Genomic DNA, 24,007 nt, shown 5'->3' on the forward strand with positions numbered 1-24,007 from the left:
GACGAGGTCATTCTGGCGAACGTAGAATAGGCAACAAGGCCTGGTACTATCCCAGGATTCATCGATACCTCCTTGCGAGGACGAACATGCCGGCATCCAAACGGAGCGAGTTTGGCGATTTTCTGCGGTCGCGCCGGGAGAAGCTGAGCCCGGCATCGGGGCGGCTCGGGAGCGGCCGGCGCCGTCGTACGCCGGGTCTGCGGCGGGAAGAAGTTGCCGAACTGGCGGGCATCGGTGTCGACTGGTATGTGCGGCTGGAGCAGGGGCGAACGGTCAGCCCCATCCGATGCCACCCTCGACGCGCTTGCTCGCGCGCTGCGGCTTGGCAAAGCAGAAGCCGCGCATCTGCGGGCGCTCGCGCGCAGCAACGATCAGCGGACGTTTGCTGCCGAGAAAGTGCCGCCGGCAATCGCGCGCATCGTTTCAGACCTGGGCCTGCCGGCATACGTGACCGGCAGGCGGTGGGACATCCTGGCGTGGAACCGGGCGGCCGCCGAACTACTCGGATTCGATCGGCTGACCGAGGCGGACCGCAATATCCTCGTTTTCATGTTCATCGACCCGGAAGCGCGACGGCTATTCGGACCCGCGTGGGAAGACGAAGCGCGCCGCATGATCGCGCTCTTTCGCGCAACGCATGATCTCTTCGCCACCGATCCATCGTTCGTCCAGCTAGTGGAGCGCCTGCGTTCGTCGAGTGCGGAGTTCGCTAGCTGGTGGATCGCGCATGACGTCCGTGGCGGCGCGTCCGGCGAGAAAGTACTCGCGCATCCTCAGCGTGGTATCCAACGTTACCAATACGCTACGTTTCAGGCGAACGACGACCCGTCGCTCAAACTCTCGATCTACACACCCGTTTGAGCTTCGCCCGCCTGACAAAGCCATCGCGACGGCCCTAGGACCTTGGTCCGATTGACGCGACTCCCACGCGTGGCACCCTTGTACAAAGCCGGAATACTCACATGCAACCTGTCAGGGAGGCCGCCATGTTTTCATGGAGCCGGCAGTTCGCGCTCGCGGTCATCGCCGTGTCCGCGATGGCTTGCGCGGGAAGCGCCTGGGCAACTGAACAGGCTCAGCAACGTCGTGCTGGACGCGACGTGCGCCAGGAGACACGCCAGGGTGCCCGTCATACGAAGCAGGAGTGCAGAGCCGCGGATCAGAAGAGCAATTCGCAATGCCGGCAGGACAAGCGGCAAACCAAGCAGGGCGGCCGTCAGGCGGCCAGGAATATCAAGTATTGAGCGTTTGAGTTCGCGTGCGCCGGCTGGGCACTGAACCAGCGACAGCATGGGAAGGCAGACACCACGTCCACCACATCAAGCGGGGGAGCCGATGCGAGCCTGGCGATATGTAGCGCTTTGCACCTTGCCGTTCATGATCGTCGGCTGTAACACGCCTCCGATCGCACCGGGTAAGCCGGTCGATATCCCGACTGCCCTCGAGCAGGTTCTCCAGGGCCTGTGCAATTTCCGCAAAGATCAGGCTGGCCGCAAGCAGGACTTGGGCGCCGCAATCGACTCGATCACCGTGGAGCTCGACCTGACCGTCGACGGTGCGAGAAATCCGCCAGTGGCGGTCGCGCCGGATATCCAGTTCATTCCGACGGTTAGCTACGGTCAGATCATGACGGCAAACCGGGGCAGCAGGCTCGTGCTGACGCTGAAAAACACTGGCGGCGGCACCCATGGCGGCGATTGCGATGTGACTGCGCCAGCCAAGTAGAGATCAGACAGCTGGGGCACTTCCCGCGCGTTGACCCGCACAGCTCGCCCCAGCTTTGCACTTCAAGCTTGGGCGATGCTCTCCCACGCGCCCGACTGAGCCGAGCGGAACACGGCATCGATCACCCGCATATTTGCGCGCGCATCTTCCAGCGGAATAGCTTGCGGGCCTCCACTCAGGATCGCCTCCGCGAACGTGGTGGCGGCTACGCCGTATTGATCGCACACCGGAACTTCCAGCCAGCGCTCAGTCGCGACACCGTCGCTATTGTGCTCACTGACTAGCAGACGCGTCGGTCGATCGTGTGGCGCATTGAACGGAATTTCGACTTCGATTCTCCCCTTGGTGCCGTGAAATTGCATCCGCTGGTACGGATAGGTCTGAGTCGAGTAAAAGAAACTCGCCTGCACGCCATCGAAGTCCATCAGCACGGAGCCGAGCCGGTCTACCTTGAAGGCAGGATCCTGTTCCACCAGCGCTACTACGCGCCGTGGCTCACGCCCGATCGTGAAGCGCGACGTCGTGATCGGATAGCAACCAATATCGAGCAGACCGCCGCCGCCTAGCTCGCTCTTATTGCGGATATTGTCTTCGTTCGTGTTGTGATAGGTGAAACCGCCGGTCACTGCCCGCAATTCGCCGATCGCGCCTTCGTCGATCAGGGTCCGCACCTTCAACCATTGCGGATGCGTGCGAACCATGAAGGCTTCCTGGATGTATCGGCCGCTCTTGTCGCGCGCGGCGATCAGCCGTTCGACCTGTTGCGCGTCCAGGCTGATCGGTTTCTCACACAGCACGTGCTTGCCCGCCTCGACCGCTTTGATCGTCCATTCCACGTGGAGATGATTGGGCAATGGAATATAGACCGCGTCGATTTCCGGGTCCGCGAGCAGCGCCTCGTAACCGTCGTATGCGACAGCCAGACCATATTTGGCCGCGGCTTCCCGCGCCTTCTCCAGAGAGCGCGACGCGATGCCTTTCACCCGGCACTTCGGCGCGTTGTGCATGGGCACGACCACCTTGTCGTTGATCTTTGCGGCGCCCAAAATTCCCCAGACTATTTGATCCTTTGCCATGACATCCCTTTTCCGATTGCGTATCCGATGAGTCGAGCAGGCTGAGCATTCGCGTGAGTCCGCGAACGACCAGGAGCATGCGATCGTATCAGTTTAACCGTGGCTCGTCGTCGCTAGACCTCGGTCCGCTTGAGCAGATAGTCGAGGCCGCCCACCCGATACCATCGGTATCCGAACGGCTCGAGCATCACCGTGTGACGGCCGTCATCGTCAGCGCCGCTGTGGTCGTCGGACAGTAGATTGATCAGCGAATCCCGCCCGGGTTCGTTGGAGCTGAGGCGGAATTCGACGGTGCACGCCTCGGCGCGGAAGTTATGCAGAAACAGCACGGAGTTGTTGCGCCAGTGATAACCGACCGCGAGCACATCGTTTCGCGAGGTGGGCAGCACTTCGAAGTCCCCCCAGCTGACTTCCGGCACTTCCCGGCGCATGCGAATCATCCGCTCGGTCCAGTTGAGAAACGAATCGGGATCGCGCCGCTGCTTTGCCACGTTGACCCGCTCGAACCCATAAGCCCCGCCGGAGATCGCCGGCACAGGCGGGTTCGAATGGCTCGTGAAGCCGCCTTGCGGCTCGCCCGACCATTGCATCGGGGTGCGCGCACATTGGCGTTCGGGCCGATGCAGATCGTCGCCCATGCCGATTTCATCGCCATACCGGAACACGGGCGTGCCCGGCAAACTCAGCATCAGGCTGTAGGCGAGCTCGAGACGGCGTCTGTCGCCGGACAGCATCGGCGCAAGTCTGCGGCGGATGCCGCGTCCATACAGCTGCATGTCGGGGTCCGGGGCGAAGGCGGCGAACACTGCCTCGCGCTGAGCGGGCGTAAGCCGGCCGAGATCGAGTTCGTCGTGATTGCGCAGAAACACCCCCCATTGCGCAGTCGGCGGCCGTGGTTTCGTCGCAAGCAGCGCGTCCTTCAACGGCTTCGTGTTGCCCGTCGCGAGCGTGTAGAAGGTGTTTTGATTGACGCGAAAGTTGAACATCATCGGCAAGCGCTCGCCCTCGTCGCCGAAATACTGGAGATCCGATTTGGGCAGAACGTTGGCTTCGGCCAGAATGATCGCGTCGCCTTCGCGCCACTGCAGAAACTCGCGAAACGTTCGCAACAAGTCGTACTGCTCGACGGGGCGGCGCACCTTCGGGCCCTTCGTCGCGATGACGAAGGGCACCGCGTCCATGCGGAATCCGGACACGCCGAGCTGAATCCAGAAGCCCATGATCTTCAGCAGCTCCGCCTGCACATGCGGATTGGAAGTATTCAGGTCCGGTTGAAAATCGTAGAAGCGATGGAAGTACCAGCGTTTTGCCCGCTTGTCGAAACTCCAGGTCGACTTCTGCACGCCCGGAAACGCCACGCCGCGTTGCGCATCGGGCGGTTTGTCGTCCGACCAGACATACCAGTCGCGATATTTCGACTTGGGATCGCTGCGTGCTTCCAGGAACCACGGATGCTGGTCGGATGTGTGATTGACGACGAGATCGATGATCACTCGCAAGCCCCGCTGGGCGCACGCATGCGTGAACTCGGCGAAATCGCCGAGCGTGCCGTACTTCGGATCGACGTTGTAATAGTCGCAAACGTCGTAACCGTTATCGCGTCCTGGCGACGGGTGGAAGGGCATCAGCCAGATCGTCGTCATGCCGAGCCCTTGCAGGTAATCGAGCCTGCGCATCAGCCCCTCGAAGTCGCCGACACCGTCGCCATTCGCGTCCATGAAGGTGCCTACCGAAAGGCAGTAAATGATCGTGTTCTTGTACCAGAGGTCATTAAGCATAGGTTCCGCGCGGGGGCGCCTAAACTATCGATCGTGAAGAGGAATTGCAATGTCGGAGCTTGCGTGGTGGCAACGCGGTGTGATCTATCAGATCTATCCGCGCTCGTTTCAGGACAGTAACGGCGATGGCATCGGCGATCTGTCCGGCATCAGCGCGCGCCTTGAATACGTCGCGGCGCTAGGCGTCGATGCGGTGTGGATCTCCCCAATCTACCCGTCGCCGATGGCCGACTTTGGCTATGACGTCGCGGACTACTGCAACATCGATCCGATGTTCGGCACTCTGGACGGGTTCAAGCAATTGATGGGCCACGCGCATCGGCTCGGGCTCAAGGTGCTGCTCGATTTCGTGCCGAATCATTCGTCGAACCGGCATCCGTGGTTCGAGCAAAGCCGCTCGTCGCGAGACAATCCGAAACGGGACTGGTATCTGTGGCGCGATCCCGCGCCCGATAGCGGACCGCCGAACAACTGGTTGAGCCGCATGGGCGGCTCGGCGTGGGAGTGGGACGAGGTGACGGGGCAGTACTACTATCACGCGTTTCTGCGCGAGCAGCCTGACCTGAACTGGCGCAACCCCGAAGTGCGCCGCGCGATGGACCAGGTGCTGCGGTTCTGGCTCGACCTCGGCGTGGACGGCTTCCGCGTGGACGTGCTGTGGCTGTTGATCAAGGACGCGCAGTTTCGCGACAATCCGCCCAATCCCGGCTATTTGCCCGGCGAGCCGGACCATCATCGACTGTTGCAAACTTACACCGAGGATCAGCCGGAAGTACATGAACTCGTCCGCTCGATGCGAGCCACGCTGGACGAATACGGCGAGCGCGTGCTGATCGGCGAAATCTATCTGACTGTTGCGCAACTGGTGAAGTATTACGGCGTGAAAGGCGAAGGAGCGCATATGCCGTTCAATTTTCAGTTGCTCAGCGCGAGATGGAATGCGGAGAACATCGCCAGCATGATCCGGGATTACGACGTTGCGTTGCCCGAATACGCGTGGCCGAACTGGGTGCTGGGAAACCACGACAATCCGCGCGTTGCGTCGCGCGTCGGCGCGGCACAGGCACGTGTGGCCGCTGTGCTGCTGTTGACACTACGAGGCACGCCGACGCTTTACTACGGCGATGAAATCGGCATGACGGACGGCTATATCCCGTCCGATCAGATTCAGGACCCGGCGGAGCTCCGGCAACCGGGCATTTGCCAAGGACGCGATCCCGAGCGCACGCCTATGCAATGGGATGGCTCGCTGCCGAATGCGGGCTTCACGGACGGCAGACCGTGGTTGCCGATTGCGACCGCGACGAGCGTGCGCGAACAGGACGGCGACATGTCGAGCATGTTGTCGCTGTATCGGCGTTTGCTGAGCCTGCGCCGCAGCAGCGCCGCGCTCGTGCGCGGCACGATAGAGAATGTCGTTGCCGACGGCGACGTGCTGACCTATGAGCGGCACTCCGGCAATCAATGTCTGTTCATCGCGCTGAACATGGGTGCCGAAGCTGCCACCGTGCAATCGCGCGCGGGCATGGTGCTGCTATCGACGGTGACCACGCGCATCGGTGACGCCTTCGTCCAGGGCGCCAATTTGCTTGCCGCCAGCGAGGCGGTCATCGTGATTCGTTGACTCTCCATCATGAACGGTAGATGACTCACCGGTTCAAAGCGCCACCTGAATGCCAAGTTCAACGACGTCTTCCGCTCGAAGCCCATAGTATTCCGCGCTGGGCGTGGAATGAAACGCCATCTGTCCGAACAGCGCCTCGCGCCAGCGCGTCATGCTGCCGTGCGAACGTCCCTTGATGACTTCATCGCGCGGCAGGAAAAACGTGGTGTGCCTGGGATCGTAGTGCCAGCCATCGAACCGACCCGCCAGCGATTCAAGCAGTCGCGGCAGGTTGGGGCGCTCGACGAACCCATGATGCGCGATGATCTCGAAGCATCCGTTGCCGAGGTCTCGCACGTCGATGCGCGTTTCGTCATCGATACGCGGCGCCGACTCCGATATGTTGGCGAAAAAAATCGTCGTCTCGTGCAGCACGCGGTTGTGGCGGATGTTGCTCTTGAATGTCGCCGGTGTCTTGCCCGATGCGTTGCCCGGATAAACCGCCGTGCCTGGCACGCGAGCCGGAGGTTCGGGACCGGCTAGCGCGTCGCGCAGGAACGCGTCGAGCGCATCGGCTTCGTTCGCATGGGTTGCGGCAATCTCGCGTCCGCGATTCCAGGTCGACATCAGCACGAAAAGAATCAGCCCGACGGCGACAGGAAACCAGCCGCCGGAAGCGATTTTCGGCACGTTCGCGGATACCAGCGTCACGTCGACGACGAGCAACGGCGCGCTCACGAGCGCCACGCCGTAGCTGGGCCAATGCCAGACGTTGCGCGACACGCTGATCATCTGGATCGTGGTGATCAGCATCGTCAGCGCGACTGCGATGCCGTACGCCGAAGTCAGGTTCGACGAGCTTCGAAACGCCAGCACGAGAAACAGCACCGCCACGAACAGGACAAGGTTGACGGCGGGCGAATAGACCTGTCCGCGCTGCGTTGTTGACGTTTCGACGACCCGCAGGCGCGGCAGAAAGCCCAGTTCGATCGCCTGACTCGTCATTGAAAACGCGCCTGAAATCACCGCTTGCGAAGCGATGATCGTCGCGAGCATCGCGATGATGACGCTCGGCACGAGCGCCCACGACGGCGCAGCGTGGAAGAACGGCTGGTGAAAAGAGTCGGGCACGAACAACAGGGTTGCTGCCTGCCCGAAGTAGCCGATGATGATCGACGGAAACACGATGGCGAAGAGCGCAATACGGATCGCGCGGCGTCCGAAGTGACCGATGTCGGCATACAGGGCCTCCGCTCCGGTCAGCGCGAGAATCACGGCGGCGAGAATCGTGAATGCGATGCGGGGATGGCCGATCATCAGCGATACGGCCCATCGCGGCGATAGCGCATGCAACACGACGGGATGTTGCGCGACCCGATACAGCCCGACCGAGGCAAGAGACAGAAACCACACGGCCATCACGGGACCGAATGCACGCCCGACCACCGAGCTGCCACGTCGCTGAAACGAAAAGAGCGCGATCAGGATGGCTGCCGCGATCGGCACGACCCATGGATCGAAAGATGGACTGATCTCGCTCAGTCCCTCGACGGCCGACAGCACGGATACGGCCGGCGTTACCATCGAATCGCCATAGAACATCGCGGCGCCGAAGAGTCCCGCGAGTAGCAGCGCACGCGGCACCCGCCGCCCTTCGTCCTCATAGCCCGATCGAACCAGCGCCGTCAGAGCGATGATGCCGCCTTCGCCTTCATTGTCGGCGGCCATCACGTACCACGCGTACTTGAGTATGACGACGATGACGACGGCCCACACGATCATCGACAGCGTGCCCATCACGACCTGCACGTCGATCGAACCGGTTTCGATGGCGGCTTGGCGCAATGCGTAGATCGGACTCGTGCCGATGTCGCCGAATACGACACCCAGTGCGCCTAGCACGAGCGTGCCGCCGCCGCGCTGGCGGCGATACGACGAATCGTCGCTTTGCTCCCTCTTTTGCTCAGGCATTTTTTTACACGAAGGTTGTGCGATGCCGTACAAGCAATTGGTGGGCCGAAGCGCGATCCGTCGGCCGCGCTCGACCGTCGAAACCGATCACGCAGTGCTCAGGGGCGCGGCGCTGTCAGTCTCGTCCATCGCCGAAACGGCGCTACGGATGCGCGCGACAATTCGCGCGTCGAGCGGGGTGTAGACGAGCATGCTGAGCTCTGGCCGGCCATCGACGGCGAACAGCGAATATTCCATTTCGATGGTCCCAAACGCAGGATGCAGCAGGCGCTTAACGTGCTGGGCTTCGCTGTGGCCGAATACCTGGTTTTCGCGCCACATGCGTTCGAAGTCGGGGCTCTTGCGACACAGATCGTCGACCATATCGCCCACCTCGGAGGCGATCCCCGCGCGTGCGACGTCCGCGCGGAACGTCCCCACCACGGAGCGGGCGACGCTCTCCCAGTCATGCTGTTTTGCGCGGGCGTCGGGATCGCCGAACAGGAAGCGCAGGATGTTGCGCTGGCCCGGCGGCAGCGCGCTGTAGTCGGTCAGCACGACGGCTGCCGCGCGATTCCATGCGACCACGTCCCACGTCGCGGTCTTGATGATCGACGGGCTCGCCTCGAGCGAATCGAGCACGCGCTGTAAGCGCGGGTCCACTGCGTCGGTGGAGCGGTAGCGCACTTCCGGGGGGCGTCCGAGGCCCAGCATGAACAGATGTTCGCGCTCCGCGTTGGTCAGCATCAGCGCCGCGCAGATGCGCTCCAGCACCGCGGCGGACGGCGCGCCGCCGCGGCCCTGCTCCAGCCAGGTGTACCAGGTCGAACTGATATTCGCGCGCTGCGCGACTTCTTCCCGACGCAAGCCGGGTGTACGCCTGCGGCCCGAGAAGCCGAAGCTGGCCGGATCGAGCCGCGTGCGGCGGCTGCGCAGAAAGTCTCCGAGGGATTGGGCGGTGTTCACTGGACGATTAACCTGTTAGTCGCTTTACCGGGATAAGCTCACTACTTCAATAGCATAGCGAATGATCGCATAGTGCGTCCGTGGCTATTCTGGAGACTTGACCATGCGAATCTTTCTGACAGGCGCAACCGGGTTTATCGGCTCGGCTTTGGTGCCCGAACTTATCGAAGCCGGCCATCAGGTGATCGGCATGACCCGCTCCGATCAGGGCGCGCAGGCGCTCGTCGCAGCGGGCGCGGAGGTGCATCGCGGCACGCTCGAAGACACCGACAGCCTGCGCAGCGGCGCCGCGAAGGCCGACGCCGTCATACACCTTGCTTTCGATCACGACTTCTCGCACTTCGTGGAGAACTGCGAGAAGGACAAGCGTGCGATCGCAGCACTTGGCTCGGCGCTGGCGGGCTCGGATCGGCCGCTTCTGATCACCTCAGGCACGGGCGTCGGCAGCCGGGATAACGGGCAGCCGGCCGTCGAGGACGTGTTCAACACCAGCCACCCGAACCCTCGCATCGGCTCCGAGATGGCCGGCAATGCGCTACTGGAGGACGGCGTCAACGTGTCGGTGATGCGCTTGCCGCAAGTGCATAACCCATACAGGCAAGGCCTCATCACGCCGCTCATCCAGATCGCTCGGGACAAAGGCGTGTGCGCATATGTGGAGGAAGGACTTAATCGCTGGCCGGCGCGGGCATCTGTCGGATGTGGTGCGGCTGTACCGGCTTGCGATCGAGAAGGGCGAACGCGGTGCGCGCTATCACGCGGTCGACGAAGAGGGTGTTAGTGCACGAGAGATCGCCGAAGCGCTGGGGCGCGGCCTGAAGTTGCCGGTCGTCTCGATCGCGCGCGGCGAAGCGCAGGCGTACTTCGGATGGATGGCGATTTTCGCCGCGCTCGATATGCCGGCATCGAGCGCGCAGACGCAAGCGCGTTTGGGCTGGCGACCGACCGGTCCCACGCTACTGTCGGATCTGAACGAAGCGCGCTACGTTGCATCATAGATGTTTCAATATGCCGCTCGCGAGCCTGCGCAGTTCGTCGAACTGTGTGACGAGTTGGAGGCACAGAATAAAGGCTAGCGTCGCAGCGGGCGCCGGGTGGCGGTCCATCCATCGCAGCACCGGCGTCGCGTAGCGCGTGCGGATCGCATCGCGCGTCATGATCAAGGTGATCGTGATCCCCACCGCGGCGCCCACCAGCAAATCGGTCGGATAGTGAAAGCCGAGATAGGCGCGCGGAAGACAAATGAACAGCGCGGTATAGAGAAGCGCCAGCACACCGATGCCCCGCCACACGAGGAAAATGCCGGTGGCGACCGCCATCCATAGCATCGCGTGATCGCTCGGGAAGGAACTCCAGTTGGTCAGCACTGCGTCCTTGATATCGCCGCTGGCGAAGCTCAGATGCAGTTCGGGGTCATAGACGGGGCGCACCCTGAACGGCAACCAGTGAGTCAGCACTCTTCCGACGAAGAGCGCCGCGAGGCCGCTGACAACCGTCGCGAGAACCATTTCTCGCCGCCATTCGCGGCATTCGTCTTGCTGAAACCACATCCACCACAGCACGGGAACGAGCACGAGACCTTTGAAGGTGTACAGGTTGTCGATGGCTTGTATGGATAGCGTCGCGAAATGACTGAAATGTATGTTGGATAGATATGTTTCGATGGATAAATCGAAGCTATTCATATTTTTGTAAAGAAATGGAGCCGGTCGCCGGATGAGTATCAGCATAATTCATCGCCCGCAGGGGCATTTTTTTTCGCTTACCTTCACTGACAATTTTTACTGCGCAATTTCATCGCTAACTTTCGGTGACCCCGCGATCGCTCATCACAATGCGAAATACGGGTTGAAATCGCTCGTCGGAAGTTGTTTCCGTAACAGCGCCAGGCGCAGCGATGACCGATAGTCGGATCTTTCAAGGAGGCCATCATGAAACTGGTCGACTGGAATATTCAGTGGGGCTGCGGTGTCGACGGCCGCGTCGACCTCGGCCGGATCGTGCGGGAAGCACGCGCGTTGTGCGACTTCGACGTGCTGTGTCTGCAGGAAGTCACGCGCGGCTTCAACGAAGCACCGGCTGAAGGCGGATTGAAAGGCGCGCCGTCGGCCGATCAGTTCGCCGAACTTGCCGCTCTGCTTCCGGAAATGACCGTGCTCGATGCGATCGGCTCCGACCTGCCTTCGCTGGGCGCGAGCCGTCATCGGCGGCAGTTCGGTAATGCCATCGTGACCCGCTTACCGGTTCGTCAGGTGCTGCGCCATTCGCTGCCGTGGCCTGCCGATCCCGCCAAGCCGTCGATGCTGCGCGTCGCGCTCGAAGCGGTGCTCGAAGCCGACGTCGGTCCGATTCGTGTCATCAGCACGCACCTCGAATTCTATTCGGAGAAACAGCGGCTCGCGCAAGTGGCGAGACTGCGCGAGTTGCATCAGGAAGCATGCAATCACGCGCACTTTCCCGCGCGTGGTGAAAAGCCGGACAGCCCGTTTGCCGATACGGCGCGTCCACTCAGCGCGGTTGTCTGCGGGGACTTCAACAGCGCGTTCGAAGACACCGCGTTTTGTCGGATGCTCGAACCGATCGCCGACGCGCCGACCTTCGTCGATGCGTGGGCCCGCGCGCACCCCGGCGAGCCGCGGGCTGCGACGGTCGGCCTATACGATCACGAGCAATGGCCCGACGGACCATTCGCGTGCGATTTCGTTTTCGTCACGCAAGACCTGGGCACACGCATTGCGTCGTGCGATGTCGATCCGCACAGCCGCTCGTCCGATCATCAGCCGATGTGGCTGGAACTGCGTTGAAACTTCTGCGGGAATGCTTAAGGCTCTGTTAAGAGTTGTTCTGCGATGGTCGAGCCTATGTTCAAGCTACCAGAATAGTGAGCACCTCACATGAATATCAGCCGATCGGAAATTCGCGCGCATGCAGTCAGCAAAGTCCCTCAGATCACGCTGGGCTTCTGGATCATCAAAATCGCCGCCACGACACTTGGTGAAACGGGCGGCGATTGGGTGACCATGTCGCTCAAATTGGGTTATCTGATCGGCACCGCGATCTTTGCAGTTATTTTTATTGCGCTGGTCGCAGGGCAGATCAGGGCGGAGCGGTTCAATGCCACGCTTTATTGGGCGACCATCGTCGCAACGACCACGCTCGGTACCACGCTGGCCGACTTCTTCGATCGATCCGTGGGAGTTGGCTATCCTGGCGGTGTCATGATCGTCTTCGCGCTTCTGCTCGCGAGCCTGGGGATCTGGTACAAATCGGAAGGTACGGTGTCAGTGCAGAGCGTAACCACGCCGAGAGCCGAGTGGTTCTATTGGGTGACGATCCTCTTTTCGCAGACACTGGGTACGGCGTTGGGCGATTGGGTGGCGGGATCGGACGAAGGCGGATTGGGGCTCGGCTATGAGAACGGCGCTTTGATCTTCGGTGCGGGTCTGCTGATCGTCGGCGCGCTGTATTACTGGTCGCGGCTGTCGCGGACCGCCATTTTCTGGGCGGCGTTCATCCTGACGCGTCCGCTCGGCGCGACCTTAGGAGATCTGCTCGACAAACCCGTATCTCAAGGTGGGCTCGAGATCAGCCGACTCTATGCATCGGTGATTCTGGTTTCGTTCATGGCCCTGTGCGTGATTTTGTTACCGCAGCGTCCTGCTGGGCGAGCGATGCGGTAGTAGAGCGAAGAGGCTACAAATGTTCGGGAATAGCCATTGCATGCTCGCTGGACATTCGTTTAATCGAGGCTGACATGAAAAATCCCTGGACCAGGAAGAACCCGTTCCTGAGCATGTCGCTAAGCGGCGCCAATACCATCGCCAACTCGGCGGGGGTACGAACGACGGCGGCGGCCAAACGCGCGGCCTCCGCGTTTTGGAGCGCTGCACTCACGCAACCGAAGCCGAAGAAAAGAAGAAAGGCACGGCGCTGAGTTGACTCGTCCGCTGCCGGACGAGTTTGCCGCCTTGCGTGAGCGATCGCACACGGGGCGTATCCAAACGGCAAAAAAGAAGGGAGCGCCATAGTCGGCGCTCCGTTCATTCATGGGCTACACGGGCAGGCTTACTGGATCGGAGTCAGATAAGAACCCGACAGGAAACGTTCCGAACTCGGAATGGTTGCCGTGTAGGCCTGAATCGCGGCTGCAAGTTGCGGACGAATCAGGTTACGGTTGTAGTCGTAGATCGAGTAGCCGTCACCCTCGCCATTGCTCGGATCGCCGTTACGCATGACATACCAGAACGCCTTTGCCACCGAACTGTTGTTCATCAGAATCTTCAACTGATTGAACGCGGCCGTTTGTCCGGCATCCGTACCGTTGGTGCCATTGTTGGTCTCGGTCAGCCCAGATCGGCTTCGCACCGCTGCTGACGAGGTTCGATACGGTAGTCATGAATGCCTGCACCAGCGTGTTGTACTCGGCGCTGCCGAAGTACGGGTGAACGTCAACGACGTCGATCGTGTTGTTCAACGGGCTGGAAGCACTCTTCGTGTTGTTGCCCATGGCATTGATGTAGTCGGTCGCCTGGATCAGTTGGCTGCCTGCGGGCGGTAGCCAGCCGTTATTCGGATACGCCGAGTTGTAGAAGTACGAGATGCCCTGAGTATGCAGAACCGTTTTGTAGTCCGACTGGCTCTTCGTGTTCAGGACCTGCCTGGCTTCCGAATAGAGCGTCTTGCTGCGATTGGGAATTTAGCCGGAAATACCGTTCGGATCGCCGTAAGACGGGTCCGAAGCGGAGAACGACCAGTTGGTCTCATTGAACAATTCGATGTCAGCCGTGAAGGGCAGAACGACGTCCATCAGCGAGCCGAGATACTTCGTGAACGTCGCGTCGCAGAAGTCGAGTCGCGGCGACGATCCGCTCGGCGGATTCTGGGTGGCCGAGCATTGGTATGCGCTAGACGGTGCATACATGCCCCCCTGGAAAAGAATAACCGTGGACCTTGTTTGATCGGAATGGAGGCATGCGGTGGCGCGCACCATCGGCAACTCGCAAAAATGGGGCACGAGGTGAAGCTCTTGCCGGGCGAGTTCGTGAAGGCATTCAACATCGGAAACAAGAAAGATCCTGGCGACGCACGCGCAATCTGGTTTGCGGTCCAGCAACCCAGCAAGCCGGTGGCGGTGAAGACGGAAATGCAGCAGGCGATGCTGGCACTACATCGAATGCGCGAGCAGTTGGTGAAGTTTCGCACCATGCAGATTAACGGCCTGCGCGGACTGCTCGCGGAATACGGTGAAGTGATGAGCAATGGGCGGGCCAAGCTGGACAAGGAGATACCGGCGGTGCTCGAGCGGATCGCTCAACGTCTGCCCGCAGTGGTAATCGACACGTTGCGCGAGCAATGGAACGGGTTGGCGGAGCTGGATCAACAGGCCGCGCAGATCGAGCGTCGCATGCGCGAGTGGAAGAAGGAGGATCCGTCCGTGAAGAAGGTCAGTGAGATTCCCGGCGTCGGGTTGCTGACGGCTACGGCATCGGTGGCGACGATGGGCGACCCGAAGGCATTCAGGTCCGGCCGGGAGTTCCGCCGCATGGGTTGGTATCGTGCCGAAGCAGACGGGCTCCGGAGGCAAGGTGATCCTACTCGGTATATCGAAGCGTGGCGACACATATCTACGCACACTGCTGATCCACGGTGCGAGATCGGTGATTGAGCATGCGAAGGAGTCCGATCCATGGGTTTTGCAGATGCTCAAGCGCAAGCTCAAGAATGTCGTGATCGTGGCGCTAGCCAACAAGATGGCGCGGACGATTTGGGCGCTACTGGCCCACAACAGGCCATACCAGAAGGACTACCTGACCGCGAAGCCCGCCTGAGTGTCTTACGCAATGTGGAAGATTGACGTTTAACACAGGATGAACCTCGAAAGTTTGCACCCGCAGTCGAATGTGATGGCAATACAGGTCGGACCTGGGACTTGCTAAACCTGAATTCTCCGAAGAGCTTCGAGCTCGATATTGAAATGAGGTGCAAGTCAGCGGATTCCATAGGGGCCCGCAGCGGTTGTATTGGCTGCATGAAGGCCGGATACAAAGCTGCAAGCCGTTCCTGTTACACCAGATCAATCGAAAGCTGTTGCAAAAAAAGGAGGCGTCCATACAACGGGGAATGAACCGAGAACGTCGGCGTTACGTTTGCCGATGACCATCAGTTCCTGAGGCGATGGCACACGTAACGCAAACACGTCAAACTCGTGAGTCAACTGTCGCTGACGTCACGATTGCAAATGGACTTTGCGCGGGATATGCGGCTTTCGTATCGATCGTCGCGAAACGGCTCAATCGCCTTGTCCCGCCCGTTGCACGTGGGCGCGGTTATAAGGCTGACCGTTCGCCTGAACCGGCGGCGAACCGTTGTCGGCGGACACTACGCCGTTGCTGTACTCATTCGTAGTCGCGTTCGCGACTGCGTTAGCAGAGAGCGAGGAGTTGGCAGTCACGTACTGCGTGCTGCCGTCATCGCTTGTTTCACCGCCGCAACCTGCAAGGCTCAGGATTCCTGCGGTAAATGCAAGTACTGAAACAGTTTTTGCGATCTCAGGAAGTTGACGAAATGATGGTTTTAGTCTTGGAGAGAGTCTGCTGAAAGAGGACACCTTTCTATCAAGGCCGATCAACCTTGGCCGCTAAAGCGAACAACGTTCGGGTGATAAGGACCTCGCCACGAATAATTACGCAGAAACACAGATAAAACTAACTAATGATTCGCTTTTGTCAAAAGGCACCAGTCGCCGGACTCGCGTAATGCATTAATCGAATTCAATCATCAGATTAAATGCGATGCACCGGAAACACGTTGAAGCATTCAAAAAGCACGATTCGGTGATTCGTCGAAAATTGCAAAGTTATACTGATCGAAACGACCAAGGTTTTCCCTGACTGATCTGACGAAACGAATGATACAGAAATGGCGCAAAAATTGCCCCGCCGTCGTAACCAAGCGTAACAACGAAATCTGTGAGATGGAGGCGTGTCGGTAAGGGATAGCTGAAAACTTGGGTGAATTCGTTAGTATGATTTTTTAGAAAGAGAGGCCGTCCGTCGAGGCCTTTCGGTGGGACTGCCCCACTCGCAATACATAAATCGCGAAATGCGGATCTCGCGACGCTTCGATTTAGTGCTTTTGAAAATAAAAGCTGCAAGTCAAAAAAGGGCTTTGCTCGGGCCTTCGAAACGGCCAGTTCCTGGAGGTTCACGGTTATGTGGCCGACCTCACAAAACGCAGCAAGTCGCGGGCCAGACGCTGTCATTTTCCGGAAGGTTCCCTGCTACGCTCACCAGTGAGAGAGCGACCGTTAGCCGTCGCGCGCGACGTCTGCACATTTGGCGCGCGGGTAACAGCAGTGAGAGATGGCGACGAATAGTTCTGAAGATCGTTACACGTTGCGGGAGATTACATTCATGTTTCATCAACACGCGCCGGGTCGCGCGGCGTTGCGCGCGCGCGCGCCGGTACGAAGCCCGAGTCGCCGTGCGCTGTTGCGTGGAGTATCGGCGGCGGCGTTAGCCGGCATTTCCTTTCCGCTATATGCGCAGCACGCAAGCGTGGGACTCGTCACGCCGCCTATTCGTCTCGACGACTACTGGGTGATCGATCAAAGCGGCCAGAAGCAGCTTCTAACCGACCTGTTGCATCGGAAAGTGACTGCGTTGCAGACGATTTACACAGGATGCAGTTCAGTTTGTCCTTTGCAAGGTGCGCTGTTCAGCACCGTTCAGCAACGGATATCGCAGTTGCAGCATCGCTATCCCCTTCAGTTGGTGTCGATCGGAATCGATCCGCTTTCCGACTCGCCGCCCGCGCTGCACGCATGGCTCAAGCGCTTCGAGGCCGGACCCGAATGGCGGGCGGCCACGCCGACGTTGCAGGACGTCGACCGGATGCGCACAGCGCTTTCGGGCAGCACCTTGCCAGTCGGCAACATTGCCGATCACTCGACCCAAATCTACTGCTTCGACGCTAACGCAATGTTGCGCTGGCGAAGCGATGACCTGCCCCGCGCGGATCAAGTTTGCGAGGTATTGGGCGCATTAGGGCGTGTGTAACCTATTGGACTGAGAACATGTCACGAAAAAATCGCTTAGGTTCATGTCGCAGTGATTCGACAGGTGCGTGAGAGCATTGCTGCTAATTGCATTTTTGCCGGTGCTTTCAATGTACTCCACGACTGCAAGCGCAGACATCGAGTACGATCACCGTTAACGGCACCAGCTTGTGCGCCGATGTGGACGCCCAATCGACAACGCCTGGCGCTTCGGTCATCCAGTGGACCTTCCATGGGCAGAATAACGAGCTTTGGACACTGACCCAGAACAACGGGCTTTATCAGTTCGTCAACGTAAACAGCAATCTTTGCCTCGACATCTACGGTGTAAGCACGGACGCCGGCGCTGGAGCGGACCAGTGGACCTGCAATGGCCAGGGGAATCAAAGCTTTCAGCTCATACCGCAAGGTGGCGGCTTTGCGATCGTCGCGTCGCAGAGCAACTTGTGTCTGGCGGTTGCGAGTCTCACGGCATAGGGCGCGCAGATCACGCAGCAGCCTTGCAGCGGCGGCGCGCTGCAGACATCAGCGTAACGCTGAGCAATGGCAACGTATTCCTGGTGGGTGGTTCGTGGAACGGAGGCGAAGGCGGCAAGACCTGCGAGACCTGGTCACCGAGTACGGGTTGGCAGGTCAACAGCGCCATTCTCGCCGACTACATCCTCACGAATGACGCGGCTGGCATTTTCCGCTCCGACAAATCATGCATGGCTGTTTGCGGTGGCAAATGGGCGAGTCTTCCACGCCGGTCCGAGCGTTGCCATGCACTGGTTCGATACCGCCGGCGGGGGCAACGTGACGCCTGTCGGCAACCAGGGCAGCGATACCGATGCGATGAACGGCAACGCCGTTATGTACGATATCGGCAAGATCCTGGCTGCAGGCGGTGCGACGAACTACGAGTATGCCAACGCGACTGCGAACGCCACGCTAATCGACATCAGTAGCGGCACCGCGGTGACGCAAGCGCTTACGCCGATGAATTACCGCCGCGCCTTTCACACCAGCGTGGTCTTGCGGAACGGCCAGGTGGTGGTCTTAGGTGGAGAGGCGTACCCGATAACGTTTTCGGACGACACTGCCGTGCTGGCGCCAGAGTTGTGGGACCCTACCACGAAGACTTTTTCGGTGCTTCCGCCGCAAGCCGTGCCGCGCAACTATCACAGCATCGGACTGCTGTTGCCGGACGGTCGCGTATTGAGCGGCGGCGGTGGACTGTGCGGAAGTTGCTCGACAAATCATACGAACCTCGAAATACTGACGCCGCCGTACCTGCTGAACGCGGACGGCTCGCGGGCAACCCGACCGACCCTCACAGCCGCGCCGACCCCAGCACAGCTCGGGACATCGATCGCCGTGACGGGCAGCAGTGGCATCACGGCCTTTGCGTTGATGCGCTTGTCTTCGTCGACCCACGCGGTCAACAACGAGCGCGGCGGGTACCCGTGACTTTCACGGTAGGAACGGCGGATGAATATCTGATCAATATTCCTTCCGATCCGGGAATAGTCGTGCCCGGCTACTACATGCTGTTTGGCCTGAACGCGAAAGGCATGCCGAGCGTTTCGCGTACGGTGCAGATCCAGTGATGGCGATACTGTCAGGGCGGACCGCGGCGCGTGTGGCGCTAATGCTCGGGTTGGCGAGCATCATGTATGTTGCGCACGCCGCGCCGCTTTGCGGGCCAAAGGATCTCGGGTGCGCGATCTTCAACGGGCAGCATTCATCGCGGCGCAATTGCGCGACGGCGACCATTTGCTGCCCGGCTCGACTACCCGTTGCGCGAACTGCCATTCGCAAACCGGCGCGGCCGACGCATTCGCACCACCGTTGACGGCAATGTCAACTTGAAGGCGGGCTGGATAGAATGGCGAAATGAAAAAGAGCACCTCGCCGTATCACGGTTTCCGTTTCCCATCCGCGGTCATCAGCTGCGCGGTACGCTGGTACCATCGCTTCAATCTGAGCCCGCGCGACATCGAGGAATTGCTGCCCGAACGTGGTGTGGTGGTCACATATGAGTCGGTGCGCAACCGGTGCGACCGGTTTGGTGCGACGTTCGCCTGCCGGGCCAAAGCAGTCCGGCCGCGATCGGGCACGACGTGGCATTTGGATGAGGTGTTCGTGAAACTGCGCGGGGAGCCATACGTGCTGTGGCGCGCGGTGGACGAACATGGGACCGAACTGGAGGTGCTGTTGCAGAAGAAGCGCGACAAGGCCGCCGCAAGGCGTTTCTTCAGAAAGATGCTGCGCTCGCACCCGGTGCCCCGGAAGATCGTCACCGACCGGTTGCGCAGCTACCCGGCGGCAAAGGCCGAGGTGCCACAGCTGGCCAATGTGAAACACGTGTTCGTGAAGGCTTCGGCCCGGGTGAACAACCGGGCGGAAAACAGCCACCAGCCGACGCGCCGGCGTGAGCGCCAGATGCAGGGTTTCCGTGATCCGCGACGCACGCAGCGCTTTCTGTCGAGCTTCGGACTGATCCGGCAACACTTCGCCTTACCCCGTCACCGCATGGACGCTGCTACTCACCGTGCCCAGCTGAAGCAACGTCTCGACGGCTGGTATGGCTGGAGCGCAGCCGACCTAGTCAAGTACACCCGGTAATCAGAAGGAATCCTCCGGACTGCCGATTCGTACGGCCATCTTCCTTCAATTTGACAAAGCCCGCAGCACGGCACGACGGAGAGGTTCGCGACGCCCACGACCGGACGTCCTGCTTGACGCTCTCCACACACTGCCCACAAAGGTCCCCTCGCTGGCTCAGGTAGTGTTATGGATTGCCAGCCTCGGCGGCTATCTCGAATCGCAAGCATGATCGTCCCTCTCGACCAACGTCATATGGTGTGGCTTCCTTTCGCTGCGCGAGATTACTGAGATGTACCGGATATTTCGGCAAAACGAATGAACCTCGCAACGCTAAAGAAGCGGCTAACCCTCAGCTTGTGGGGCGAGAGTGACCATCTTTCTTCTGGACACCTCCGATACCCGAGAACTTGTCGCGCGAACGTGCGCTCGCCGTCGTTGAAGTCATTGAGGCTCTGCGCGCGCGCATCGCACTGCATGACCTGCTGCACGAACGGCATGCGCCCGCCGACGATCCTCGCCTCAACCACAGCGGCGATCGCTTTTGACGGGGAGTGGCTATCCCGACCGTCAACGGCGCTCCTTCGTTGACGGTCCTGGTCAACCATGTGCCAATGACTTTCCACCTTGGGAACTGGTCTACCAGACGGTGCACCGGCCGCACGATCCAGCGCAGCGTGTTGAACATCTCGCGCAGTTCGTAGCGGCGCTGCGGTGCGGTCCTAGTTCATCAAGGTCAGGTACGAAGCAGCGAAGTATCACTCTTCATCCGATACATCCGTTGGGTATGGCCTGCGCTTTTTCATCCTGACAGGATACTTGGTCCGACAAAGGGCGCCTAACACCTTCTAGCGAGAGAACAAGGCTTTATATTGTGCTGCCGCCAACGGTACGTTCCCAGAGAGAGGCCCTTGAATAGCAGCATTGGGCCCACCCAGGTTCGTGTTCCAGTACGAATGGTAAAGGACATTGCTACCACCTGCCATCAACCAGTTGTACATGTTTGTGATGAAGGTGGGATTATCACCATGGCCGCTCGCGTCGATTGAACAGGACCATTCAGGATAGGCTTCCTTCTTGCCGTGGGCAGCAGCAAAGGCGCGAAGCTGTGTGATATTTGCTGCTCCGCTAGTGATGTCGCTCCAGCCATTGGGATTCCACTCGTCGTAGACATCCATCGACACGATATCCACACTGGCGTCGCCAGGATAGGCCGCCTGCCAGTTGAAAGTGTCGTAGGCCTGGAAGTCGGTACACCAGTCGAATCGGAGACCGGGCGCGATGGCCTTCATCACCTGCGCGACGTGCGCGAACGCCGCCGCGTAGCCATTAGGATCACTACGGGAATTCCATGCATACCAGTTGCCGTTATGTTCCCAGCCAAGCCGGATAATCACCTGGGCCGGATTCCCAATGGACTTGATGTTGTTGGCCAGTGCCTGCCATGTCGCATCCTGTGCCCCCCCTGCGATGCTTGCAAATGTATCCGATCCCAGCAGCAGCGGAACGGACATAACTTCATAGCGACCAGGCTGTGCAATCCATGTCTGTGTGGCAGACAGGAAATACGGTGTGGCTACGTCTGACCATGAATCGCGGGCGGTGAACGTCAGCCGATACAGGTCCGGCTTGCCAAGCCATGCACTGAATGCGGCATAAAGCGAAACATCGTTGTCGCCTTCACAATGTACGCCGATCGCAGGTCCCGTGGATGATGCGACGCGGGGGTCCGAGGAAGTGTTCCACGCACTGCCCGACCACACCCACCAGCTTCCATAGGCAGATTGGTAGATGTTGCCGCCGTACAGCAGCAGTAGGGTGACGTTCTGTGAGAACCCCGCCTTCGCGCCTCCCTTGTATATCACGCCGTTCTTTACCGTCCACGTATTGCCGGAGGGGTCGATGATCGACGAGGCGGGCGGAATGGTCGTGCCATCGGGTGACGGTCGCTGTGCGGCATTGGCTAATGCTTCTGGCGAAGCGGCTCCAGAGTCGGTACCGCCCCCGCATGCCGTCAAGATATAGCTACCAACAACTGCTGTGGCACCAGTAAGAAATTGGCGACGTTTTAGCATATGAATAATCCTTTATGTAAATGCCATTAGTAGTCCAAATTACAAGCAAGATAAATTCGCCTGAGACATCGGACTGTCCGATGGCGCGATTGTCTAAAATTTCAGGGGGAGAAGCGCAGGCAACCGGCGCAGCGCAAACGTTCGCACCAAGATAAGTACTTGACCTCGGGACAAGCTTCGCGGCGCGCGCTGCGGTCAGGGAAAAGAGAGCTGGTGCTCTTGTGCGGCATTGGCTAATACTTCTGGCGAAGCGGCTCCAGAGTCGGTCCCGCCCCCGCATTGACGACGTTTTAGCATATGGATAATCCTTTATGTAAGTTCCGTTAGTAGTCCAAATTAGGACCTGCCACAACAGTAGATTCAAATAAGTCCGACTACGTTTGACTTCGCCGCCGCTGGATCGAAATCCCTAAGCCCATGGAATCAGAATAGGTGAGCAACCCCGCGAAAACTATTCTACGAAAGTTGGCTGCGTCCCCTACCCGAACATAAATGCGCTTACACGCTCGGATAATCGGGAAATCCAGAAAGCTCGTTGACCGGGTACCTGCGAAGAAATCGCGACGTCATACAGCGGAAGTCGGTTCTAGACGGTGTTATGAACTTTCGGCCAGACCTGGTATCCCGGCCGGATGAAAAAATGCAGACCCTACCCAACGGATATGTCGGATGAAGAGTGGTACTTCGCTGCTCCGTACCTGACCTTGATGAGCAAGGACGCGCCACAGCGCAGATACGAATTGCGCGAAATGTTCAACGCTTTGCGCTGGATTGTCCGCGCGGGTGCGCCGTGGCGTCTGCTGCCCAATGACTTTCCGACTTGGAAGACGGTCTACCAGCAGACGCAACGCTGGATTCAGGCGGGCTGTTTTGAAGCCAAGGTCCATGACCTGCGCTCGATCATCCGGGTGGCGCAGGATCGTCGAGGTCAGCCCAGTGCAGTGATCCTTGATGGCCGGACGCTGCAATCGACATGCGAGAGCGGACCGCGTGCAGGCTATGATGGGTACAAACGCAAGAAAGGCAGCAAGGCGCACATCGCGGTTGATACCTTGGGGCAACTGCTCGCAGTGCATTTGACGCCGGCCAACGAACAGGAGCGTGCACCGGTTGGAGAATTGGCGCGGCAGGTCCAGCAGGTCACGGGTCAGACGGTCAAGGTAGCATTCGCGGATCAGGCGTACACCGGCGAAGCGCCCGCGCAGGCGGCACTCGACGAGGAGGGCATTGAGCTTCAGGTCATCAAGCTGTCCGAGGCGAAAAAGGGCTTTGTACTGTTGCCACGTCGCTGGGTGGTCGAGCGCAGCTTTGGCTGGCTTAACCGCTTCCGCCGATTGGCCAGGGATTACGAGCGATTGCCTGAAACCCTGGCTGGCTTGCACTTTGTCGTGTTTTCCGTGCTTATTCTTGTTCACTTTGCATCCCTTACCAAAAGTGCATAACACCGTCTAGACAGCGGTGATCCGTCTATTCCAAAGGAGTCGCCAACTAGGGGCCGTCGTCTTTCTGGGCTGCGCTTTAGAGTCCGCCTTACCGGCACGAACGGTAGGCAGATATCGAAGACCCGAGGCGACGCCAATACGTTAGGCGGAAGTACAAGGTTATTTCGCTTGCATTGCGGAGTGCTAAATCAACTCAGTGTTGTCCCAAAAGCCTTGCGCCGCTCAGCAAGCTACTCGCCTTGACTTCGCGATTTAGGGGTAAATCCTACCTTCAACATCGGCGCAGGGAAAGACTGCAACAGTCTTTTTCCGCCAAAAAGCAGAATTTCTCTCTAATCTCCCGGCCGATCGCAAAACATTTGGACTTTTTGTGGGGTTATGCGGGCGGGACACCCCATCTCCATGGCTTCGACTCAAGCAGGCCTCGTTTACGCGAGACTATCAACTGAAGATTCGGCGATGAAATAGTGAATCAGTATCCAGAGCGCAGTGTTCGTAATTGAAGCGTGCCGCACCTTCCGACGCCAGCAGGCGATTCGCAACGCGCGCAAGTGAATCTGCTGGGGGCGGCGCAGGCTGTAGTGTCGACGGTAGATCCGCCTGATATCCGTGGGTTGGTTACCACATTACAGGGTTCCGTCTTGTGAACCTGCCGCGCTCTATGATCGAGAGTCTGCCCCGTGGGGGTGTCTCGTAGAATCTTCGCGGATTGTTCACGGACCGTGCTGCGCCGTCCTCAGCAGACTCTTC

General features: G+C 59.6%; 23 protein-coding genes and 4 pseudogenes. 16 read left to right on the forward strand and 11 right to left on the reverse strand.

Features of this window, described 5'->3' with window-relative positions; genetic code table 11:
- Positions 1 to 86: 86 nt before the first annotated feature.
- From QFZ91_RS01775 to QFZ91_RS01790, 4 genes and pseudogenes are all read left to right on the forward strand, one after another.
- Positions 87 to 221 (forward strand): annotated as a pseudogene (locus QFZ91_RS01775) (transcriptional regulator); the annotation flags it as partial.
- A gap of 13 nt (positions 222 to 234) precedes the next feature.
- Positions 235 to 861: a transcriptional regulator gene (locus QFZ91_RS01780; RefSeq protein WP_429566018.1), complete on the forward strand. Its 627-nt coding sequence runs from the start codon at positions 235 to 237 to the stop codon at positions 859 to 861.
- Between the two features lie 125 nt (positions 862 to 986).
- Entirely contained in the window at positions 987 to 1,244 is a 258-nt protein-coding gene (locus QFZ91_RS01785) for a hypothetical protein (RefSeq protein WP_255208872.1), read from the forward strand.
- Between the two features lie 133 nt (positions 1,245 to 1,377).
- Positions 1,378 to 1,725 carry a hypothetical protein gene (locus QFZ91_RS01790; protein WP_429566632.1) on the forward strand — a complete coding sequence of 116 codons (348 nt, stop codon included), beginning with the start codon at positions 1,378 to 1,380 and terminating at the stop codon, positions 1,723 to 1,725.
- Between the two features lie 62 nt (positions 1,726 to 1,787).
- Here QFZ91_RS01790 and QFZ91_RS01795 read toward each other — a convergent pair whose 3' ends face one another.
- Together QFZ91_RS01795 and QFZ91_RS01800 are read right to left on the reverse strand one after the other, a co-directional pair.
- Positions 1,788 to 2,801: a Gfo/Idh/MocA family protein gene (locus QFZ91_RS01795; protein WP_429566019.1), complete on the reverse strand. Its 1,014-nt coding sequence runs from the start codon at positions 2,799 to 2,801 to the stop codon at positions 1,788 to 1,790.
- A gap of 113 nt (positions 2,802 to 2,914) precedes the next feature.
- Positions 2,915 to 4,579, reverse strand: a complete 1,665-nt coding sequence (locus tag QFZ91_RS01800) for an alpha-amylase family protein (RefSeq protein ID WP_429566020.1) — start codon at positions 4,577 to 4,579, stop codon at positions 2,915 to 2,917.
- Between the two features lie 49 nt (positions 4,580 to 4,628).
- Between QFZ91_RS01800 and QFZ91_RS01805 the strand changes: the two genes are divergently transcribed.
- Positions 4,629 to 6,203, forward strand: coding sequence for an alpha-amylase family glycosyl hydrolase (locus QFZ91_RS01805; RefSeq protein ID WP_429566021.1), 1,575 nt, complete (start codon positions 4,629 to 4,631; stop codon positions 6,201 to 6,203).
- A gap of 33 nt (positions 6,204 to 6,236) precedes the next feature.
- On the opposite strand, the gene QFZ91_RS01810 is transcribed toward QFZ91_RS01805, so the two are convergent.
- Both QFZ91_RS01810 and QFZ91_RS01815 read right to left on the reverse strand, forming a co-directional pair.
- The gene (locus QFZ91_RS01810; protein ID WP_429566022.1) at positions 6,237 to 8,153 is read right to left on the reverse strand and encodes a potassium transporter Kup; all 1,917 of its coding nucleotides are present in this window, start codon (positions 8,151 to 8,153) and stop codon (positions 6,237 to 6,239) included.
- A gap of 87 nt (positions 8,154 to 8,240) precedes the next feature.
- Positions 8,241 to 9,098, reverse strand: a complete 858-nt coding sequence (locus QFZ91_RS01815) for a helix-turn-helix transcriptional regulator (protein ID WP_429566023.1) — start codon at positions 9,096 to 9,098, stop codon at positions 8,241 to 8,243.
- A gap of 103 nt (positions 9,099 to 9,201) precedes the next feature.
- On the opposite strand from QFZ91_RS01815, the pseudogene QFZ91_RS01820 reads away from it, so the two are divergent.
- Positions 9,202 to 10,096, forward strand: a pseudogene (locus tag QFZ91_RS01820) (SDR family oxidoreductase).
- Here the strand turns inward: QFZ91_RS01820 and QFZ91_RS01825 are convergent.
- The gene (locus tag QFZ91_RS01825; protein WP_176112016.1) at positions 10,091 to 10,783 is read right to left on the reverse strand and encodes a phosphatase PAP2 family protein; all 693 of its coding nucleotides are present in this window, start codon (positions 10,781 to 10,783) and stop codon (positions 10,091 to 10,093) included. The pseudogene QFZ91_RS01820 and the gene QFZ91_RS01825 sit on opposite strands and share 6 nt — an antisense overlap.
- Before the next feature lie 246 nt (positions 10,784 to 11,029).
- Between QFZ91_RS01825 and QFZ91_RS01830 the strand changes: the two genes are divergently transcribed.
- Complete coding sequence (locus tag QFZ91_RS01830) at positions 11,030 to 11,902, forward strand: endonuclease/exonuclease/phosphatase family protein (protein ID WP_429566024.1); 873 nt, start codon at positions 11,030 to 11,032, stop codon at positions 11,900 to 11,902.
- Positions 11,903 to 11,992: 90 nt separating this feature from the next.
- Positions 11,993 to 12,778 (forward strand): COG4705 family protein, encoded by a 786-nt coding sequence (locus QFZ91_RS01835; RefSeq protein ID WP_429566025.1) that lies wholly within the window; start codon positions 11,993 to 11,995, stop codon positions 12,776 to 12,778.
- A 13-nt stretch (positions 12,779 to 12,791) separates the two neighbouring features.
- Here the strand turns inward: QFZ91_RS01835 and QFZ91_RS01840 are convergent, their stop codons facing one another.
- The 3 genes from QFZ91_RS01840 to QFZ91_RS01850 all read right to left on the reverse strand — a co-directional run bounded on the left by QFZ91_RS01840 (position 12,792) and on the right by QFZ91_RS01850 (position 14,019).
- Positions 12,792 to 13,124, reverse strand: a complete 333-nt coding sequence (locus tag QFZ91_RS01840; protein WP_429566026.1) for a hypothetical protein — start codon at positions 13,122 to 13,124, stop codon at positions 12,792 to 12,794.
- Between the two features lie 39 nt (positions 13,125 to 13,163).
- Positions 13,164 to 13,463, reverse strand: coding sequence for a hypothetical protein (locus QFZ91_RS01845; RefSeq protein WP_429566027.1), 300 nt, complete (start codon positions 13,461 to 13,463; stop codon positions 13,164 to 13,166).
- Positions 13,464 to 13,794: 331 nt separating this feature from the next.
- Positions 13,795 to 14,019 carry a hypothetical protein gene (locus QFZ91_RS01850; RefSeq protein WP_429566665.1) on the reverse strand — a complete coding sequence of 75 codons (225 nt, stop codon included), beginning with the start codon at positions 14,017 to 14,019 and terminating at the stop codon, positions 13,795 to 13,797.
- An 18-nt stretch (positions 14,020 to 14,037) separates the two neighbouring features.
- Here QFZ91_RS01850 and QFZ91_RS01855 point away from each other — a divergent pair.
- Positions 14,038 to 14,926 (forward strand): annotated as a pseudogene (locus QFZ91_RS01855) (IS110 family transposase); the annotation flags it as partial.
- A 461-nt stretch (positions 14,927 to 15,387) separates the two neighbouring features.
- Here the strand turns inward: QFZ91_RS01855 and QFZ91_RS01860 are convergent.
- Positions 15,388 to 15,705 carry a hypothetical protein gene (locus QFZ91_RS01860; RefSeq protein ID WP_429566028.1) on the reverse strand — a complete coding sequence of 106 codons (318 nt, stop codon included), beginning with the start codon at positions 15,703 to 15,705 and terminating at the stop codon, positions 15,388 to 15,390.
- Between the two features lie 805 nt (positions 15,706 to 16,510).
- On the opposite strand from QFZ91_RS01860, the gene QFZ91_RS01865 reads away from it, so the two are divergent.
- From QFZ91_RS01865 to QFZ91_RS01890, 6 genes are all read left to right on the forward strand, one after another.
- A complete protein-coding gene (locus tag QFZ91_RS01865) occupies positions 16,511 to 17,155 on the forward strand; it encodes an SCO family protein (protein WP_429566029.1) in 645 nt (214 codons plus the stop codon).
- Between the two features lie 167 nt (positions 17,156 to 17,322).
- Entirely contained in the window at positions 17,323 to 17,631 is a 309-nt protein-coding gene (locus tag QFZ91_RS01870; protein WP_429566030.1) for an RICIN domain-containing protein, read from the forward strand.
- A gap of 192 nt (positions 17,632 to 17,823) precedes the next feature.
- A complete protein-coding gene (locus QFZ91_RS01875) occupies positions 17,824 to 18,603 on the forward strand; it encodes a hypothetical protein (protein WP_429566031.1) in 780 nt (259 codons plus the stop codon).
- Positions 18,600 to 18,743, forward strand: coding sequence for a galactose oxidase-like domain-containing protein (locus QFZ91_RS01880; protein WP_429566032.1), 144 nt, complete (start codon positions 18,600 to 18,602; stop codon positions 18,741 to 18,743). Before QFZ91_RS01875 ends, QFZ91_RS01880 begins: the two co-directional genes overlap by 4 nt.
- Before the next feature lie 286 nt (positions 18,744 to 19,029).
- Positions 19,030 to 19,761 carry an IS6 family transposase gene (locus QFZ91_RS01885; RefSeq protein ID WP_429566033.1) on the forward strand — a complete coding sequence of 244 codons (732 nt, stop codon included), beginning with the start codon at positions 19,030 to 19,032 and terminating at the stop codon, positions 19,759 to 19,761.
- A 389-nt stretch (positions 19,762 to 20,150) separates the two neighbouring features.
- Positions 20,151 to 20,288: a hypothetical protein gene (locus tag QFZ91_RS01890; RefSeq protein WP_429566666.1), complete on the forward strand. Its 138-nt coding sequence runs from the start codon at positions 20,151 to 20,153 to the stop codon at positions 20,286 to 20,288.
- A 110-nt stretch (positions 20,289 to 20,398) separates the two neighbouring features.
- Here QFZ91_RS01890 and QFZ91_RS01895 read toward each other — a convergent pair.
- Both QFZ91_RS01895 and QFZ91_RS01900 read right to left on the reverse strand, forming a co-directional pair.
- Positions 20,399 to 20,546: pseudogene (locus QFZ91_RS01895) on the reverse strand (IS5/IS1182 family transposase); the annotation flags it as partial.
- A 42-nt stretch (positions 20,547 to 20,588) separates the two neighbouring features.
- Positions 20,589 to 21,815 carry a glycoside hydrolase family 26 protein gene (locus QFZ91_RS01900; RefSeq protein WP_429566034.1) on the reverse strand — a complete coding sequence of 409 codons (1,227 nt, stop codon included), beginning with the start codon at positions 21,813 to 21,815 and terminating at the stop codon, positions 20,589 to 20,591.
- 632 nt (positions 21,816 to 22,447) lie between these two features.
- Between QFZ91_RS01900 and QFZ91_RS01905 the strand changes: the two genes are divergently transcribed.
- On the forward strand, positions 22,448 to 23,257 hold the full coding sequence (locus tag QFZ91_RS01905) for an IS5 family transposase (RefSeq protein ID WP_429566035.1): 810 nt from the start codon (positions 22,448 to 22,450) through the stop codon (positions 23,255 to 23,257).
- The last annotated feature ends 750 nt before the right edge of the window (positions 23,258 to 24,007 follow it).

The organism is Paraburkholderia sp. JPY419 (genome assembly GCF_050435705.1).
GTDB lineage: Bacteria > Pseudomonadota > Gammaproteobacteria > Burkholderiales > Burkholderiaceae > Paraburkholderia > Paraburkholderia youngii.

Bases quoted from the DNA above. Each gene is read 5' to 3' on its own strand.
- QFZ91_RS01785 (WP_255208872.1), top strand. From the start codon at position 987: ATGTTTTCATGGAGCCGGCAGTTCGCGCTCGCGGTCATCGCCGTGTCC.
- QFZ91_RS01790 (WP_429566632.1), top strand. From the start codon at position 1,378: ATGATCGTCGGCTGTAACACGCCTCCGATCGCACCGGGTAAGCCGGTC.
- QFZ91_RS01795 (WP_429566019.1), bottom strand. From the start codon at position 2,801: ATGGCAAAGGATCAAATAGTCTGGGGAATTTTGGGCGCCGCAAAGATC.
- QFZ91_RS01800 (WP_429566020.1), bottom strand. From the start codon at position 4,579: ATGCTTAATGACCTCTGGTACAAGAACACGATCATTTACTGCCTTTCG.
- QFZ91_RS01805 (WP_429566021.1), top strand. From the start codon at position 4,629: ATGTCGGAGCTTGCGTGGTGGCAACGCGGTGTGATCTATCAGATCTAT.
- QFZ91_RS01810 (WP_429566022.1), bottom strand. From the start codon at position 8,153: ATGCCTGAGCAAAAGAGGGAGCAAAGCGACGATTCGTCGTATCGCCGC.
- QFZ91_RS01825 (WP_176112016.1), bottom strand. From the start codon at position 10,783: ATGAATAGCTTCGATTTATCCATCGAAACATATCTATCCAACATACAT.
- QFZ91_RS01830 (WP_429566024.1), top strand. From the start codon at position 11,030: ATGAAACTGGTCGACTGGAATATTCAGTGGGGCTGCGGTGTCGACGGC.
- QFZ91_RS01835 (WP_429566025.1), top strand. From the start codon at position 11,993: ATGAATATCAGCCGATCGGAAATTCGCGCGCATGCAGTCAGCAAAGTC.
- QFZ91_RS01840 (WP_429566026.1), bottom strand. From the start codon at position 13,124: ATGGCGCTCCCTTCTTTTTTGCCGTTTGGATACGCCCCGTGTGCGATC.
- QFZ91_RS01850 (WP_429566665.1), bottom strand. From the start codon at position 14,019: ATGTATGCACCGTCTAGCGCATACCAATGCTCGGCCACCCAGAATCCG.
- QFZ91_RS01865 (WP_429566029.1), top strand. From the start codon at position 16,511: ATGTTTCATCAACACGCGCCGGGTCGCGCGGCGTTGCGCGCGCGCGCG.
- QFZ91_RS01875 (WP_429566031.1), top strand. From the start codon at position 17,824: ATGACGCGGCTGGCATTTTCCGCTCCGACAAATCATGCATGGCTGTTT.
- QFZ91_RS01885 (WP_429566033.1), top strand. From the start codon at position 19,030: ATGAAAAAGAGCACCTCGCCGTATCACGGTTTCCGTTTCCCATCCGCG.
- QFZ91_RS01900 (WP_429566034.1), bottom strand. From the start codon at position 21,815: ATGCTAAAACGTCGCCAATTTCTTACTGGTGCCACAGCAGTTGTTGGT.
- QFZ91_RS01905 (WP_429566035.1), top strand. From the start codon at position 22,448: ATGAAAAAATGCAGACCCTACCCAACGGATATGTCGGATGAAGAGTGG.